At 50.8% G+C, this 14,448-nt stretch carries 15 protein-coding genes and 1 pseudogene; 4 read left to right on the top strand and 12 right to left on the bottom strand.

Translation table 11 applies throughout. From position 1 onward, the window contains the following. Positions 1–148 precede the first annotated feature (148 nt). The 5 genes from Q0628_RS02225 to Q0628_RS02205 form a co-directional block, all read right to left on the bottom strand. Positions 149–826, bottom strand: a complete 678-nt coding sequence (locus Q0628_RS02225; RefSeq protein ID WP_298767943.1) for an FISUMP domain-containing protein — start codon at positions 824–826, stop codon at positions 149–151. Between the two features lie 3 nt (positions 827–829). Next, complete coding sequence (locus Q0628_RS02220; RefSeq protein WP_298767942.1) at positions 830–1,264, bottom strand: deoxyuridine 5'-triphosphate nucleotidohydrolase; 435 nt, start codon at positions 1,262–1,264, stop codon at positions 830–832. A gap of 191 nt (positions 1,265–1,455) precedes the next feature. Continuing rightward, positions 1,456–1,842, bottom strand: coding sequence for a hypothetical protein (locus Q0628_RS02215; RefSeq protein ID WP_298767941.1), 387 nt, complete (start codon positions 1,840–1,842; stop codon positions 1,456–1,458). A gap of 138 nt (positions 1,843–1,980) precedes the next feature. After that, positions 1,981–2,760 carry an RNA methyltransferase gene (locus tag Q0628_RS02210; RefSeq protein ID WP_298767940.1) on the bottom strand — a complete coding sequence of 260 codons (780 nt, stop codon included), beginning with the start codon at positions 2,758–2,760 and terminating at the stop codon, positions 1,981–1,983. Between the two features lie 54 nt (positions 2,761–2,814). After that, positions 2,815–3,705: a sugar phosphate nucleotidyltransferase gene (locus Q0628_RS02205; RefSeq protein WP_298767939.1), complete on the bottom strand. Its 891-nt coding sequence runs from the start codon at positions 3,703–3,705 to the stop codon at positions 2,815–2,817. A 78-nt stretch (positions 3,706–3,783) separates the two neighbouring features. On the opposite strand from Q0628_RS02205, the gene Q0628_RS02200 reads away from it, so the two are divergent. Next, positions 3,784–6,045 carry a DUF748 domain-containing protein gene (locus tag Q0628_RS02200; protein ID WP_298767938.1) on the top strand — a complete coding sequence of 754 codons (2,262 nt, stop codon included), beginning with the start codon at positions 3,784–3,786 and terminating at the stop codon, positions 6,043–6,045. 64 nt (positions 6,046–6,109) lie between these two features. Here the strand turns inward: Q0628_RS02200 and Q0628_RS02195 are convergent, their stop codons facing one another. The 5 genes from Q0628_RS02195 to Q0628_RS02175 are packed head-to-tail and all read right to left on the bottom strand — an operon-like array spanning position 6,110 to position 10,082. Next, positions 6,110–6,877, bottom strand: coding sequence for a thiazole synthase (locus Q0628_RS02195; protein ID WP_298767937.1), 768 nt, complete (start codon positions 6,875–6,877; stop codon positions 6,110–6,112). A 37-nt stretch (positions 6,878–6,914) separates the two neighbouring features. Next, positions 6,915–7,301, bottom strand: a complete 387-nt coding sequence (locus tag Q0628_RS02190) for a (deoxy)nucleoside triphosphate pyrophosphohydrolase (protein WP_298767936.1) — start codon at positions 7,299–7,301, stop codon at positions 6,915–6,917. Then, on the bottom strand, positions 7,298–7,969 hold the full coding sequence (gene thiF, locus Q0628_RS02185; RefSeq protein ID WP_298767935.1) for a thiamine biosynthesis protein ThiF: 672 nt from the start codon (positions 7,967–7,969) through the stop codon (positions 7,298–7,300). Before thiF ends, Q0628_RS02190 begins: the two co-directional genes overlap by 4 nt. Then, entirely contained in the window at positions 7,969–8,163 is a 195-nt protein-coding gene (gene thiS, locus Q0628_RS02180) for a sulfur carrier protein ThiS (protein WP_072978161.1), read from the bottom strand. Before thiS ends, thiF begins: the two co-directional genes overlap by 1 nt. 17 nt (positions 8,164–8,180) lie before the next feature. After that, entirely contained in the window at positions 8,181–10,082 is a 1,902-nt protein-coding gene (locus tag Q0628_RS02175) for a family 43 glycosylhydrolase (RefSeq protein ID WP_298767934.1), read from the bottom strand. 279 nt (positions 10,083–10,361) lie between these two features. Here Q0628_RS02175 and Q0628_RS02170 point away from each other — a divergent pair, with 279 nt between their 5' ends. The 3 genes from Q0628_RS02170 to Q0628_RS02160 all read left to right on the top strand — a co-directional run bounded on the left by Q0628_RS02170 (position 10,362) and on the right by Q0628_RS02160 (position 12,159). Next, positions 10,362–10,958, top strand: a complete 597-nt coding sequence (locus Q0628_RS02170) for a fibrobacter succinogenes major paralogous domain-containing protein (RefSeq protein WP_298767933.1) — start codon at positions 10,362–10,364, stop codon at positions 10,956–10,958. 200 nt (positions 10,959–11,158) lie between these two features. Continuing rightward, positions 11,159–11,527: a helix-turn-helix domain-containing protein gene (locus Q0628_RS02165; protein WP_298767932.1), complete on the top strand. Its 369-nt coding sequence runs from the start codon at positions 11,159–11,161 to the stop codon at positions 11,525–11,527. Between the two features lie 215 nt (positions 11,528–11,742). Then, complete coding sequence (locus Q0628_RS02160) at positions 11,743–12,159, top strand: hypothetical protein (protein ID WP_298767931.1); 417 nt, start codon at positions 11,743–11,745, stop codon at positions 12,157–12,159. A 162-nt stretch (positions 12,160–12,321) separates the two neighbouring features. Here the strand turns inward: Q0628_RS02160 and Q0628_RS02155 are convergent, their stop codons facing one another. Both Q0628_RS02155 and Q0628_RS02150 read right to left on the bottom strand, forming a co-directional pair. Next, on the bottom strand, positions 12,322–13,686 hold the full coding sequence (locus tag Q0628_RS02155; protein WP_298767930.1) for an AAA family ATPase: 1,365 nt from the start codon (positions 13,684–13,686) through the stop codon (positions 12,322–12,324). Between the two features lie 176 nt (positions 13,687–13,862). Beyond that, positions 13,863–14,448: pseudogene (locus Q0628_RS02150) on the bottom strand (hypothetical protein); the annotation flags it as partial.

The raw sequence follows: 14,448 nt of genomic DNA, 5'->3' as shown, positions 1-14,448 counted from the left end.
CGCTTGTTATGCCGCACATTCTTATTTGTCATGCCGGGCTTCGTCCTCTGTCTTCCCGCACGTTGATGCGGGCGGACAGCACTTAGCAACTTGTTGCTTAGTGCGCATGGCCACCAAGGTGGGGTTCTGCCCCCTAAAACCCCCAGCGTTACAACTCCCAATCTTCTTTTTTTATACAGCGAAGAGAATAATAACCTTTGGGCTTGTCTACTAAAAGGCCGTTAACTCTATCCTCAAAATCTGGTGAAAAAATTTTCATCCTTCCATGTTCAGTGTATGTGCTTGTCACCCACATTCGAAAGCCTTCTCCCAAATCCTCATAAAAAAGTGGGTCTGGATCGCCTGTAGATAGGTTGTTGTAAAAAGTTGCATACCCACTATAAAGTGATACGTCCATACATTCATTGTTTTTGAAGTGGCTTATTCCATCCACCCTGTCCACGATTTCATTCCATTCAGCCAAGGTGGGGACACGCCATCCATGGGGACAAATGGAATCAATGATATCTAGGTTAAAAGTTCCGAAGTTTTTTTGCTTGGTGTTCATATACTGTACAGAATACAGCCTTCCATAGATGTCGCAATTGCTTTGCTGTTCATCATAGCAAGTGCTAGTTTCCGCTGGGTAATTCAGGTTTTGGTCCATCCACACTCTATCGCCAATGGTGATGTATTTATACACTTGACCATCTCGAACATCTTGGAATGTTCCACGCCCGCTTTCTGGACATACTTCAGATGCATCGAAACTGGAGGATGAGTCTGTGCAAGCGGTCATTAATTTCATGCCTGCAAGTAACAAAGGTATGAAATTGTTTATTTTCATTTATCAAATTCCTGTGCTGCCAAACCCGCCGCGGTCGGCGCCGTCCAGCGGGCCTTCCTCGAAGGTGAGCGTGGGCTGCTGTTCCATGATGCGGAACTGAGCGATGCGGCTCCCCTTCTCGATGGTCACGTCACGGGTGGCATACACGGGCATTTTCCACCAGTCGTTTGCACCGCAGTAGCTGGAATCCACCACGCCCACGGAATTCGCCTGCAGAATGCCGAAGTTCTTGAACGTAGAACTGCGCGGGGCGATATGCGCCTCGTAACCCTCGGGCAACTTCATCGCGACCCCCAGGTGGATGAGCCTGAACTCCCCCGCCTTGAGCGTCACGGTCTCCGCCGCCGCAAGGTCAATCCAGTCGGACTTGCCGCCAACATAGGTAAGTTTAGGGATGGAATCGTCGAGATACTGAATCTTAATCGTCTGTGATGCCATGATTCAAATATATATAGTTTTTTAAACAGTCTATTTCAAGCATAAGCCATCAGGCGAAATAAACAGGATCATCAGAAGTAGTTTTTACACAACGCAACAACCTGTTTCTTGATTTTGTACCAGATGGCGGAAAGGCGCAAGTTCTTCGATTCACACCTTTCGCAATTGAAGCACTGGGCTGGGTAACCTAATCAAATAACAGCGTCAATTTTTTCGTTCCAGTGGTCCGTGGTTTCACGGGCCACTTCGTTTCCACAATCGTAGATGCACAGGAAGCAGATTTCGTTCACGACTTCGTAATCGGAGCCGCCATTGAACACGTTCGCATTGCCGTATTCTTCACGGTCTTTCCACAGGTAGACCTTGCAGGAATTCTGCGCGGAAACAGACTTGCAGTATGCGGCTAGCATGTCTTCAGTGAGGTCAGCGGCATTCGTCGCTGCGCCCGCGGCTTCCGAAGTTTCGACACCAGCGGTGCCTTTCACCACCAAGGGCGACGCAAGGATTTCGGCAAGCGTTATGACGCGCGTGCCATCCTTGGCCAAAATTCTACCTGCGATGTTGTACTCTATTTCCATATTTATCTATAGATTGCTTCGTCGCTACGCTCCTCGCAATGACGTTGCTAGGTTATCAAAGCAAATGCTTGCATATACTTTGCAAAACCGACGCCGTCATGCGCTTGCGCAATGACACCGAAACAGTGTTTACGACTTTTATTTGTCTGTTGCCGCTTCGGCAGCCTCCGCAGCCTTAGCGGCCTTGTCGGCGGCCTGTTCCAAACGGGCGGGCTTTTTTGCAAGGTTTCGGATAAGGCCGAACAAAGCCGAAAGTTCGTTGCGGGTCGGGTGCAGGCGCTGCAAGAGCGTATTGAGGAAGTTATCGCGCCACGACTGGTCGTGATACTGGCCAGTCAGATAGCGGTCCAAGAACTTCTTGAAGCTATCGATTTGGTCAATGGTCGCCGGCGCCGTTTCGCAGGCACCCTTGCTTCCGCGCTTTGCACGACCTTCGCCGTTCGCAAGCGCTCCGCTGCGGCAAAGTTCGTAAAGTCCCACCGTCACCGCCTGCGCCAAGTTGAGGCTCATAAGTCCCGGCACCGGGATTTCGCACTGGTACGTGCAGGCGTTCACTTCCTCAGTTTCGAGGCCGCAAGATTCGCGGCCAAACACCAACGCAATCGTGCCATTCTCGGGCAACAATTCCGAAAGCCCGGGCATCATCGTGTGCTTGATGGCAGACCCGTAAATGCGGCGGCTAAACGCGACGGCACAGGCGCAATCACCGATGGCATCTTCGAACTTGTGCACGATGGTCGCCTTGTCCAGGACCTCGTGGCTGTTCGGTGCTGTGTGGTAAGAATTTTCAATCACCTTGTCACGCCTCGGGTAGACGATATAAAGTTCATCGAGGGCGTAGCAGTGCATGGCGCGGGCCACGAAGCCCACATTGTGCGGATGTTCCGGTTCAACAAGTACAACTCTGAATTTTCTCATTTTAAATCCTGGATCCTTCGACTTCGGGCTGCGCCCTCCGCTCAGGATGACACCTCAATTAATTTTCCACTTAAAACCGCGACCACGGATTTCATTTTCGACAATTTCACCGGGTTCAAATTCTGCACCGGCATAAATCACGGAATGACGGATTTTCACACCTGCGGGCAGTTCTACGCCCGGTTCAACGACAGCTTCATTCACGTCGCGGCCAAGTTCCTTAAGGCGGGCCTCCACCGCACTCATCAAGCCCTCGGGCGAGCCCATATCGATCCAGGTCGCATGAAGCTGCGTCATATCCACGAACGGTGCGCGCCCCGCAGCGATTTCTTGCTTCCAGAATTCGCGGATATCGAATTCCCCGTCGCGGATTCGCGAAAGAGCCTCGTCGCTATACCAAGAAACGCCGGAAAACGTCGCGGGCGCACCTTCTGTAGCGCCGAACCTCCCGGCAATGCCCGCCAAGCGACCGTCCGCCCCCACGCGGAACGTATTTACCTTCGGAAAATCGACCGCGAGCAAGGCCACCTGCGGACCATCCGGCTGAGAAGCCAACATTTGAGCATTTTCTACAAATGCCTTCAAGTCAAAATTGCAATAGGCGTCCCCATTCATAATCAAGAGGCCGCCGCGGTAACCCTCGTTATAAATGCGCTTGAGCGGACCCGCCGTTCCAAGAATTTCGGGCAGCTCCACCCAAACTTTTTCGAATCCGAGAGTTTTTCCCGCAGCCACCACCTGGTCCGCCAGATAGTGCGCGTTTGCATGTAAACGAATGTTACCAATTGTGCGGGCCTTTTGGGCCTGTAAATCGAGAATTGAAGCATCTACCACTGGCACGAGCGGTTTCGGCACATCATTTGTAAGCGGGCGCAGCCGCGTCCCGAGTCCAGCGGCCAGAATCAGGACATTCAGGCATTCATTGTTCAAGGGGAAATTTTCCATTACATGTATAAAGATAGAAAAAGGTGTTGTAAAAAAAATTAACATACATCGGCAAAGCAAGAATTCTATTTTTTAGGCATGAAGAAACGTTACATCGCCCTTATCATTCTCGCAGCTCTCTGCATCCTCGTCATCGTAGCACTCAAAGTCGCTCCCGGCATCGCCAAGAACTATGTGGTCGACCACTCCGAAGAACTCATCGGCCGCAAGATGAAAATCGAAAACGTAAGCTTCAGTCCCCTAAGCTTTACCGTCACCGTCGACGACTTCGCCATCTACGAAAGTGACGGAACGACACCTTTTGTCGCCTTCGAAAAATTCCGCATCAACCTGAACCCGACTCGGCTTATCTCCAAGGATATCAGCGTGAGCGAGATCTTCCTGAAAGGGCTCTATACCCGCGTCACGCAGAAAGGCGACACATTCAACTTCAGCGACATCCTGGACAAGTTCACAGCGGACTCCACCGCCGACACAACCGTCGCCGAAGAAGTCAAGGCAGACTCCACCGTCGCCGATTCCACACAGGCTCTAAATCTCGATCCATCCGAATCCCTGGGCGGTTTCAGCGTTTCTATCGAGAACATTGCGCTTGAAAAAGGCAACATCATTTACGAAGACCAAAAAATCGGTTCCAAAATTCACCTGCAGGACTTTTCCGTCGCCATTCCCGCCGTGCACTTCAGCAACAAGAACACCGACATTGGCGTAAATCTCAAGTTCGCAAACGGTGGCGATCTCGGCGTGAAAGTGCAGTTCAACATGAAGACGCAGGATTTCGGCGTAAATGTGACACTCAACAAGCTAGCTCTCTCTCTTGCAAAGCCCTACCTGAACGACTATATCAGCTACAAAGATTTCGAAGGTTTCCTCGGCGCCAACCTGAATGTTGCCGGCAATGTGAACGACATTCTCTCTTCTAACGCGAGCGGAACCGTCGCCCTTGACGGCATCAAGCTCACCGAGAATAGCGACAAGGTCATCAGCCTCAACCATGTCGGAGTCGGCATTGCCAAGGCGAACCTGAACGAAATGGATTTTCGCGTCGATTCCGTCATCGTGGACGGCGCATCTGCACATGTCGACCTTTTCAAGAATGGAAAGACGAACATAGACGCTCTGATAGAACCTCTAACCAAGCCCGCAAAGACCGAAGCTGCGGACACAGCCAAGGTCGCCGAAGAACCTAAAACACAAAAAGAATCCAAGCCTCTCAAATTCGTAGTCGATAAGCTTCAGGTTGGAAACACAACCGTAAGCGCCACCGACCACACGCCCAAACAGCCCTTCAACTACAAGGTCAGCGCCATCTCCGTCAACGGAAGCAACATCAACTTTAACTCGCCGTGTGCCATCAATGTATCGGCAGCCTTCCCCGAGGGCGGCACGCTTTCGCTCAAGTACAAAGGAACCCTGTCTGACATTTCCACGATGGACGCCTACATCAGCGTAAAGAACCTCGCCCTCAAGCACTTCTCGCCTTATAGCCACCATTACACCGGCTACCCCATCAGCTCGGGCACCATGGCATTCGCCAGCGAAAACAAGATGAGCGGCTGGAACATCGAAAGTAAGAACACCATCGACATCTACAACATCGACGTGGGCGACAAGGATCCGAACTCCGATCCGGAATTCACAGTCCCGATGAAAGTCGGTCTCTACATTCTCAAGGACAAGGATGACAAGATCCAGTTCGACGTTCCCGTGAAAGGCAACGTAAAGGATCCTGAATTTTCCTACCTGAAAATCGTCTGGAAGACGGTGATGAACCTTCTCATCAAAGTAGCCCTTTCTCCGCTAAAAATCGTAAGTAATGTGGCCACCACCGGCGCAGGAGCCGTTGGCATCGACCTCGGCAAGAACGACGAAATCGTCATTGACCCGCTCGCCACATCACTTTCTAGCGAACAGTTTGCCAAGGCACAAAAAATGGTCGAAGCGCTCGAGAAAGACAACAAACTCAAATTGAACTTTGTCCAGACATTCAACCTAAAGAAAACCGTGGACGCCTACAAGACTCTTAGACTGAAGACCGACTTCTACAAGGCAACGCAGAACAAGACAGCACTCAATGAGCTTGACGAAAAGGCTATTGCCGCTATCGAGGACAAGGACAGCGCTTACGCTGCCTACGCAGACACCCATGCAAAGGAACTCGACCGTAAGACACTCGAAAAAGAAATCCTTGCCATGGCAGATAGGCGCAACCAGGAACTTCTTAAGGCTTTGCAGCAGCAGGCCGGAGTCACCAAGAAGAATGTCACCGTGACAACAGCCCCGCGCGGTTCACTCACGCAGAAGAAGGCCATGTACAAAGTGCAGATTGATGTGCAGTAGGAAGGGGCAGGTCTTCCCCTCACTGCAAAAAGAGCGCCTTTAAGCGCTCTTTAAAATCCCAAATTTAGTCGCGGAGAAATCCGGTAAGCGGATCAGAGGCAGAAGCTCCGCGCGTGAGAACGCGCCCAAGGCCTGCCAAGTAGGCCTTGCGACCCGCTTCGATTGCAAGCTTGAAGCTCTGTGCCATAAGCGGCAAATCGCCTGCGGTAGCGAGAGCGGTATTCGCCATAATCGCGGCAGCGCCCATTTCCATCGCGGCACAAGCTTCGGAAGGCTTACCGATGCCCGCATCCACAATAATCGGGAGGTCGATTTCATCGATGAGAATCTGGATGAATTCACGGGTCGAGAGTCCCTTGTTGCTGCCAATCGGAGCGGCAAGCGGCATCACAGATGCAGCCCCCGCGTTCGCGAGGTCGCGCGCCACGTTTAAATCCGGGTACATATACGGCATCACGACGAAACCTTCTTTCGCCAAGGTCTCCGTCGCCTTGATGGTTTCGTAGTTGTCAGGCAAAAGATACTTCGTGTCGCGCATGATTTCGATTTTCACGAAATCACCGCAGCCGAGTTCGCGGGAAAGTCGCGCGATGCGCACCGCCTCTTCGGCGTTGCGTGCGCCGGAAGTATTCGGCAACAGCGTCACGCCCTTCGGAATGTAATCCAGAATGTTTTCGTGTTCCTTGGTGTTTGCACGGCGCACGGCGAGAGTAACAATCTCTGCGCCCGCATCGCGCACCGCAGCCTCAATCAACTTGAGCGAATACTTGCCGGAACCTAGAATAAAGCGGGAATTGAATTCGTGACCACCAATAACGAGTTTGTCGTCCATAAAGCCTTCTTTTTTGCAGGTCGAAATATAGAATTTCTCAACGAATTTCTAAAGCGGCAACGACTTTTACATCGGCAGGGAGCCAATTTACAGAATGCATTTCTGCGGGAGCAAGCCAGCAAGCCGCTTCATGCTCCAAAAGTTTTGGGGACGTTCCACCCGCCACAGTACAGAAATAACAATGCATTGTCAAATGAAAGCTTGGATAATCATGTTCTATCGTACAAACAAAGTCACCTACACACACTTCAATAGCAAGTTCTTCTTTTAATTCGCGGACCAATGCCTGTTCGGGGGTTTCACCGGGCTCAATTTTTCCACCAGGAAACTCCCAGCCATCTTTTTGATCCCCATAGCCACGCTGAGTAGCGAAAACCTTTTCGCCATCCTTAATAATGCCTGCTACAACCTCGATACTTTTCATGGTCGTAAAACAGCCCCAAGAATCAACCGAATAACGGTCAGGGCCTGATGGGCGGCACAGAGCATCACCCGCGGAGCTATCAGACCGATTCCGTCATTCACGTCGCTTTTGCCGTCACCGCAAACATAAAAGCGCTTTGTCACCTTGCGGGTCGTAATTGAATTTCCGCTATCGTAGCCCGCCATTCCAGAAGCCGCGACCAGGTACTTTTCGGGCATGTTTTCGAGCACCGTATTCACAAGCATCGCCTTCGCCTCGGCATTGTCAAACGCCTCGCAAACCACGTCGGCCTTGGCCAGGAGCGGGACTGCATTTTCGGCAGTCACCTTTTCAAAGTGAGTTTCGTATTCCGTGTACGGGGCAATCTCTTTCAAGTTCGCAAGTAACGCCTCAGGCTTCGGCATTCCTACCTGGTTCGCCTTGTACTGCTGACGATGCAAGTTCGTCACATCGACGCAATCGAAATCAACCAGAATCAGTTTGCCAACTCCGGCCCGCGCCAAAGAAATCGCTATGTTGGAGCCAAGTCCGCCCAAGCCGCAAACGGCAACCGTGGCAGCCTGCAACTTGCGTACGGCATCTGCACCTTGCCGCTTTTCTAGCGCGGCAAGCATTTCTTCGCGAGTCGGCACGTGGAAATCGCACATCTGCGAAATTTCGGATTGCATCACCCGCCGCCTACAAAGTTCACAACCTCGACGACATCGCCATCGGCAAGCACCGTCTCGGCATACTTTGCCTTCGGAACAATTTCCTCGTTCCGTTCCACAGCGATGCGCACGGTATTGTACCCCGCTTCCGCAAGGTATTCGGCAACGGTCTTGCCAGCCGCATCGACACTCTGTCCGTTAATGGTAAGCATGCGCCAAATATAGGAAATTAGAACATCACCCGGTACGGGATTTGCTTGTCGAAAGAGCGGCCCTTGAGGTCGCGGTATTTTTTGTTTTGAGCAGGCAGCCGCATATCGTCGCGGGATACGGCCGGACGCGCGAATTTACGGATTGCAGTCGTCGTATCCTTCACGCCTTCGTCGAACTTGATGTTGCCTACAAGCGTTTCGCCGCCGAGACCATCTGCGGTCAGGTAGAAGTCCTGTACGCCCTTGAGTTCCGGCAGGTTGCTGCAGCGCACGTCAATCCACTTGCTCGCATCGCCTGCCGAGGGGAGTTCGCATTTCGAAATCACGTCGCCTTTCTTGCTTTCCTTACGCAGCGAAAGCGTACCGCCGGCTCCGTTCTTCACCTGCACAAGCACGCCCGGGCCCACGATGGAATCCGTAATCACGTTCTCGAAAATCGCGTAGCCGCCGTCCTTGATGGCAAACTCGTCCTTGTCCGTCAAACGCACGCGAATGCCGTTGTCAAAGCCGTTCGCCGGAATCGTATCGCGGATAATGCGCAGGAAGTCTAGGCGGTCGAGTTCCGCATAGTGCTTGCCCTTCGTAATCTCGATGAAGTTCGAACCGCGCTTGAGTTTCGTGGGAATGTACACCACCGACTTCTCGGGGAACGCGCTCCACGCGCCCGTCAGCGGCAGTTGCACTTCCTGGTTCTTGCCGTTGATGCTCACGAAGTGCGAACTTCCGTTCGCGCCGTCTTCAGTCCAGTTGTTATCGTAGCGGTAGCGAATCAGGTAATCGCCCGCCTGCGGGATAATCATCGGCAGGCGAATCTTGCTGTCTTCGTAGTTGATGTAGGCACAGAACTCGCCGTTCGATGCATCGGAGCTGCTCGAAATATCCACGTGCGTCAAGGCGCCATGTTCCGCCTCGGCACTCAGGTAACGCCCGAGGAAGGGCTGCCCCAGCTCCGGCCAGCCGTCGTCAGTATAAACGATATCGCGAACTTGTATGTAAGAGTTACCGCCGTCGTTCTTGTCGTAGTAATGGTTCACGAAGCGCTGGCGGTTCACGTCCTGGAACGCCTCGCCGCCCGCAGGCCCGTAGTAGCGCCCGTAACGGCTCAACAGAATCGTGCCGCCGCCATTCAAGAGCGCCTTGCCACTGCGATCCACGTACCCGCCGTCAATGCGGTTGGAGCGCCCCACCGTCGTCTTGTAGGAATTGTTCTCGAGGTCTGCGCCCTTCTTGCAGCAGTTGTCCCACGCCGTAAACAGGTAGTAGTAACCGTCGTGCTCGATGAGGCTTGCGCCCTCGATACCCGAGCCACCACGGTTCGCGATGTTGATCATCTTCGCGCCGTCCTTCACCTTGCCCGTCGTCTCGTCGAGTTCAAGAATGTGGATGCCCGTGCCCCACGAACCGAACGCCATCCAGACCTTGCCATTCAAGTCCTTCAGCACCGCCGCGTCAATCGCGTTGTAGGCGTCGCTCTTGACCGTGTGAATCACCTCGCCCATGTCCGTCCAGCCGTAATCCGGCTTGGTCGGGTCGATTTCCTTGCTCGCCATAAAGCCCATGCCCGACGAGCGGATGCCCATCTCGGAGCCGCAATAGTACATGCGGTATTCCCCGCCGATGTAATGAATGTCCGGCGCCCAGATGTCAATCATGTTCGGGGCGTAGTCGTAAAGCCACTTCGAAAATTCTGGCATGGCGGGCTCGCCGTTCTTCCAGTTCAGCGCGTCTTCGGAAAACTGCATGAGCATGTGGTTGTCCGTCGTCGCGAGCGCATAGCCGTCCTCGTAACGGATGATGTCCGGGTCATGCCCCGCCCAGCGCGTCTCCTTCGCGTACCAATCGGCCGCAAAAGCCGAACAAGCTAAAGTAAGTATTGCCGCAGTCGTTACGACAGAAGCCTTGCCAATCCCGAATTTCATTTTTCCTCGCTTTACCCATACACCACTCTCTAAATTTATACACCCTTAAGCCATTCGTCAACCACCCAACAATCCAATACCATTGATTTTTTCACAACAAAAAAATGGCCAAAATCCCAGGATTTTATCCAATTTTTCTGATTTTTTTCGCGTCAAACCGCTTGCGATCCTGCATAAAATAAGGTATATTCAGAAAGCAGGTCTTATAGGTGCTCTTTATGAGCCGAGGTAAAACTGAAAAAGGAAAACATATGCAGAAAAAAAATATATCTTAGAGATATGAAGTTTATTCTCTTGATATCGGCATCTTTATTTATGGTTGCTTCTGTTTTGGCTGCGACACAAGGAATCTTGGTCGATAGGCGTGACGGAAAAAAGTACAAGACCGTGAAAATCGGCTCGCAAGTCTGGATGGCGGAAAACCTGAACTTTGAGACTCAGACTAGCTCTTGCTATGACTACGAAGATCATAATTGTTCCGAGTATGGTCAATTATATTCTTGGAGTGTTGCAAAAAAAGTATGCCCGAGTGGGTGGCATCTACCGAGTAAAGCGGAATTCGAGACTTTAATCGAATCAGTTGGTGGAATGACAGCGGGCTTGAAACTTAAATCCAAGACTGGTTGGGAAGATAATGGCAATGGGTCGGATGACTTCGGATTCTCGGCACTTCCTGGTGGAGTCCGTTACGCTGGATCTGGCTTCTGCCGCGAGGGGGAGTATACAGGCTTCTGGAGTTCTACCAAAAGTGAAATCCATAGCTCAATTGATTATAATGTCCCTGTTGTGTACATTATGCATTTTGTCAACGATAATGTATTTACTAGTGATTTCGAATCTTTCAATGAGTATTATGTTCGTTGCATCAAAGACTGACAAACTGAGTGAGACGGTCGTTAAGTTTACTTGAACGACCATTTTCGAGGCACAGTAGCTCCAGTCTTATAGGGGCTCTTTATGAGCGAAGGTAGAACCTCGTTCAAAACTCAAATTTCAGCCTCTCCATTCTGCAAATTCGGCCAATCCGTCAATATTTATTGACAATTCAAGTAAAACAATATATATTTATTGACATTATGGGTAAGAAAAGCGTAACTCTACTACCGAAAACAGGTAAAATTCTTGAACAGATGGGAGAGCAAATCCGTCTGGCTCGCATGCGTCGTAAAATTTCTGTCGCGCTTGCTGCCGAAAGGGCGGGCGTCAGCCGAGCATCGGTATGGGCGGTGGAAAAAGGTTCCGCGGCAGTGGCCATCGGCATTTACGCAGCAGTCCTCCACGCCATAAGCGGCATGGACACCGACCTTCTCAAAGTCGCCGCAGACGACGAACTCGGACAAAAACTCCACGACATCGAACTCCTGAAGAAATATCACCCGGAGAAGCGCACGCCCCAAAACAACCATCACCGAAATGCAAAAAATCGTCAAAGCAAATTGGTGTAAAATTGCAACAAAGAACGGGATTTCCCGAAACGAGCAGTCCTTTATGGAAAGCGCCTTTGCATCTAGGTAGTCACCCTGTTTTACGATTTTTTCAGCGTCAAACCGCTTGCGAACCCGCATAAATAAAGGTATATTCAGAAAGTAATCTTATAGGGGCTCTTTACGAGACGAGGTAAAATCAACGGCCCTATAGAACACCTAATGAAGGAGTAATCATGAAACATTACGCCAAAGCCAAATGGATAAAGCGAACCGTCGTAGCGCTTGTGCCTTTGTTTGTGTTTTTGTTAGGTATGCTTCCCACACTTATTAGTCGAAGTCGCGACTCTTGGTTTTGTACAATTTGTCTTATAATTGCCGTTCTTGGCCCCAGTATCTGGCTTGCGTTTGTCACCGAATCTAATGCTCTTGACCACTTTATTCTGCGTCGCTTAGGCTTACCAATACCGCCCGATATGATAGAAAGCCCGAATTTGCCCCCGAAGACCGATGCGGAAAAAATCCATGACTTGGAACAAAACGTCAAAAATCTTCAGCAAAGGCTTCATACGATAGAATCAATAGTCTTGACGATGATTGTTTTGGGCGTAACTGGCGCCGGTTTGTTCTTTCTTTACCTGCACAACCATTAGTTGAACCCCAAAACACAACGACATCAGTAAAAACAGTGAGTAAGGACCAAATTTGGTCCTTTTTCTTTACCTGCTCGGAACTACTTCGTACAAAGTAGGCTATTTCTGATCTTGTAGGGGCTCTTTATGAGCCGAGGTAGAACCTCCGAAGGCAAGATTGCACTAAATGCACCAGGCCATATACGACGGAATCTTCATTACCCCGCCTTCAACCGAAAATTGTTTCGGGTGGATTATAATAGACTCGCCCACCCGCTTCTTGAATTTGTCCTTGAACTTGCCGAGCGATGTCGTGGTGTAGTTCTTCGAGGATTTCACCTCTACCGGGAACACCTTGAAATTGACCTTACTCTCATTAGAAAGCAAGAAGTCAATCTCCATAGAGTTACGGTGCTTTGCGGCATCGTATTCCGTATAGAAAAAGAGTTTGCGCCCCTTGGCCCGTATCATCTGCGCAATCATGTTTTCATGGAGCATGCCCTCGTTCAGCGAAAGTTTTCCGTCCATGATTGCCTTGTACAACTGGTTCGACGCGATTTCATTTTCACTGAAAGCAAGGCTTACCAAAAGGCCCGTATCGCACAGATAGCACTTGACAAGCGACTCGTTCTTGTTCAGGGCAAAGCCGACGTTGGGATCGTCGCATTTATAGCAAAGGTTGCAAATCATCGAGTCGTCAAGCCAAAAGAGCGGTTCGTCATATTTGGAGAAAGTTGCCGCATTGGACTTGTCAATCTCGGTAAGGACGATTTTTTTCTCGTGGGTCGAAAGATAGCCCGGAATATTTTCAAAAATCGCTGAAACCTTGGAATTATAACGTTTGGAAGCCTTCCTGATATCGTCGCGGTAGAGGTCCAGAATTTTTCGCTTTTCCTTGTCACTCTTTGAAAAGTCACGATTGTTCTCTGCATACGCAACAATGCTTTGAGGCATGCCGCCCACCAGCATATACTCCCTGAAAAGGCGCATCGCTCGTTTATGGAAATGGTCTTCCAGAGGTTTCTTTTCGGCAAAGCACTTGCCAATATACTCAAGCAAGACGTCTTCGCCCAAAGCCCTGGCGAATTCCTCGAAATCACAAGGGTACATCTTCAACTTTTCTTCTTCGGAAGGAATCGTTATGTCGTCGACATTCTCCTTGATAGAAATCAGCGAGCCCGTCTCGACGAAATCGTAACGGCCGTCCGCCACAAGGTACTTTATCGATTCCCGCGCCTTCGGGAATTTCTGGATTTCGTCAAAGATGACCAGCGACTTTCTCTTGAACAGCGGCTTGTTGTATTCCAGAGACAGAACCTGGAAGAAAACATCTAGGTTGTCTAGGTTCGTCTCGAAGTTATCGCGAACCTTTTTGGAAGCCTTGTTGAAATCGACAAGAATATACGACTTGTATTCCCGCTCGCCAAACCGCTCGGCCACGGTGGATTTGCCGATTCGACGAGCCCCCTCTATCAGCAGGGCGCTCTTCCCGTTGGATTCCTTTTTCCATTCCACTAGGCGATTGTAGGCTTTTCTCTGAATTTCCACAGGCTCCTCCGTTTCAATAGTACGCAAAGTAAAATATACACTATTTACCAATAGTGCGCAAGGTATTTTCTGTAAAAATCATCAATAAAGCGCATTGCTTCAGCACAAATGTTCATTTTTACACAAAAAAGCCCGAACATAAGAAAAACGATAAATCGACTTTCTTAAATCACCCCTTAGAACATCACCTGGTACGGAATTTGCTTATCGTAGCGACGGCCCTTGAGGTCGCGGTAGGCCTTGCGGGCGGGCACCTGCAAATCGTGGCGGACAGCGCGCGGGGCAATCGCAGTCGTTCCGCTGCTGGAACTTCCCGGAGCAACCTCGCTGGAACTGGAAATCGGGTCGCCGCACGGTTCTTGGTTGCAGACAATCTGCATCGGCTCAAAGATGAGGTTCCCGAGAATTGCTTCGCCGGAAATTCCCGATGCCGTCAGGTACAGGTCCTTGATGCCGCGCAGGCCCATATCGCCCGAGCATTTCGCCGCAGACCAGCCGCCATCCATGAGAGATCTATTTGACAGGTCACATGTGAAGACCGCAGTCCCGTCCTTCTTGCCGTCGTGAATCACGATCTTACCCGACGAAGCATTTTTCACCTGAAGGAAAACATTGCCGATATCCTTGAGCGAATCCAGCACCACGTTCTCGAAAATCGCGTAACCGCCGTCCTTGATGGCGAACTCGTCGTCCTTCGTGAGACGCACGCGGATGCCGTTGTCAAAGCCGTTCGCCGGAATCGTATCGCGGATAATGCGCAAG

It is taken from the genome of uncultured Fibrobacter sp. (assembly GCF_937877005.1).
GTDB lineage: Bacteria > Fibrobacterota > Fibrobacteria > Fibrobacterales > Fibrobacteraceae > Fibrobacter.
The sequence above is the reverse complement of the archived record's forward strand: the minus strand, read 5'-3'. Positions and strand labels throughout refer to the sequence as shown.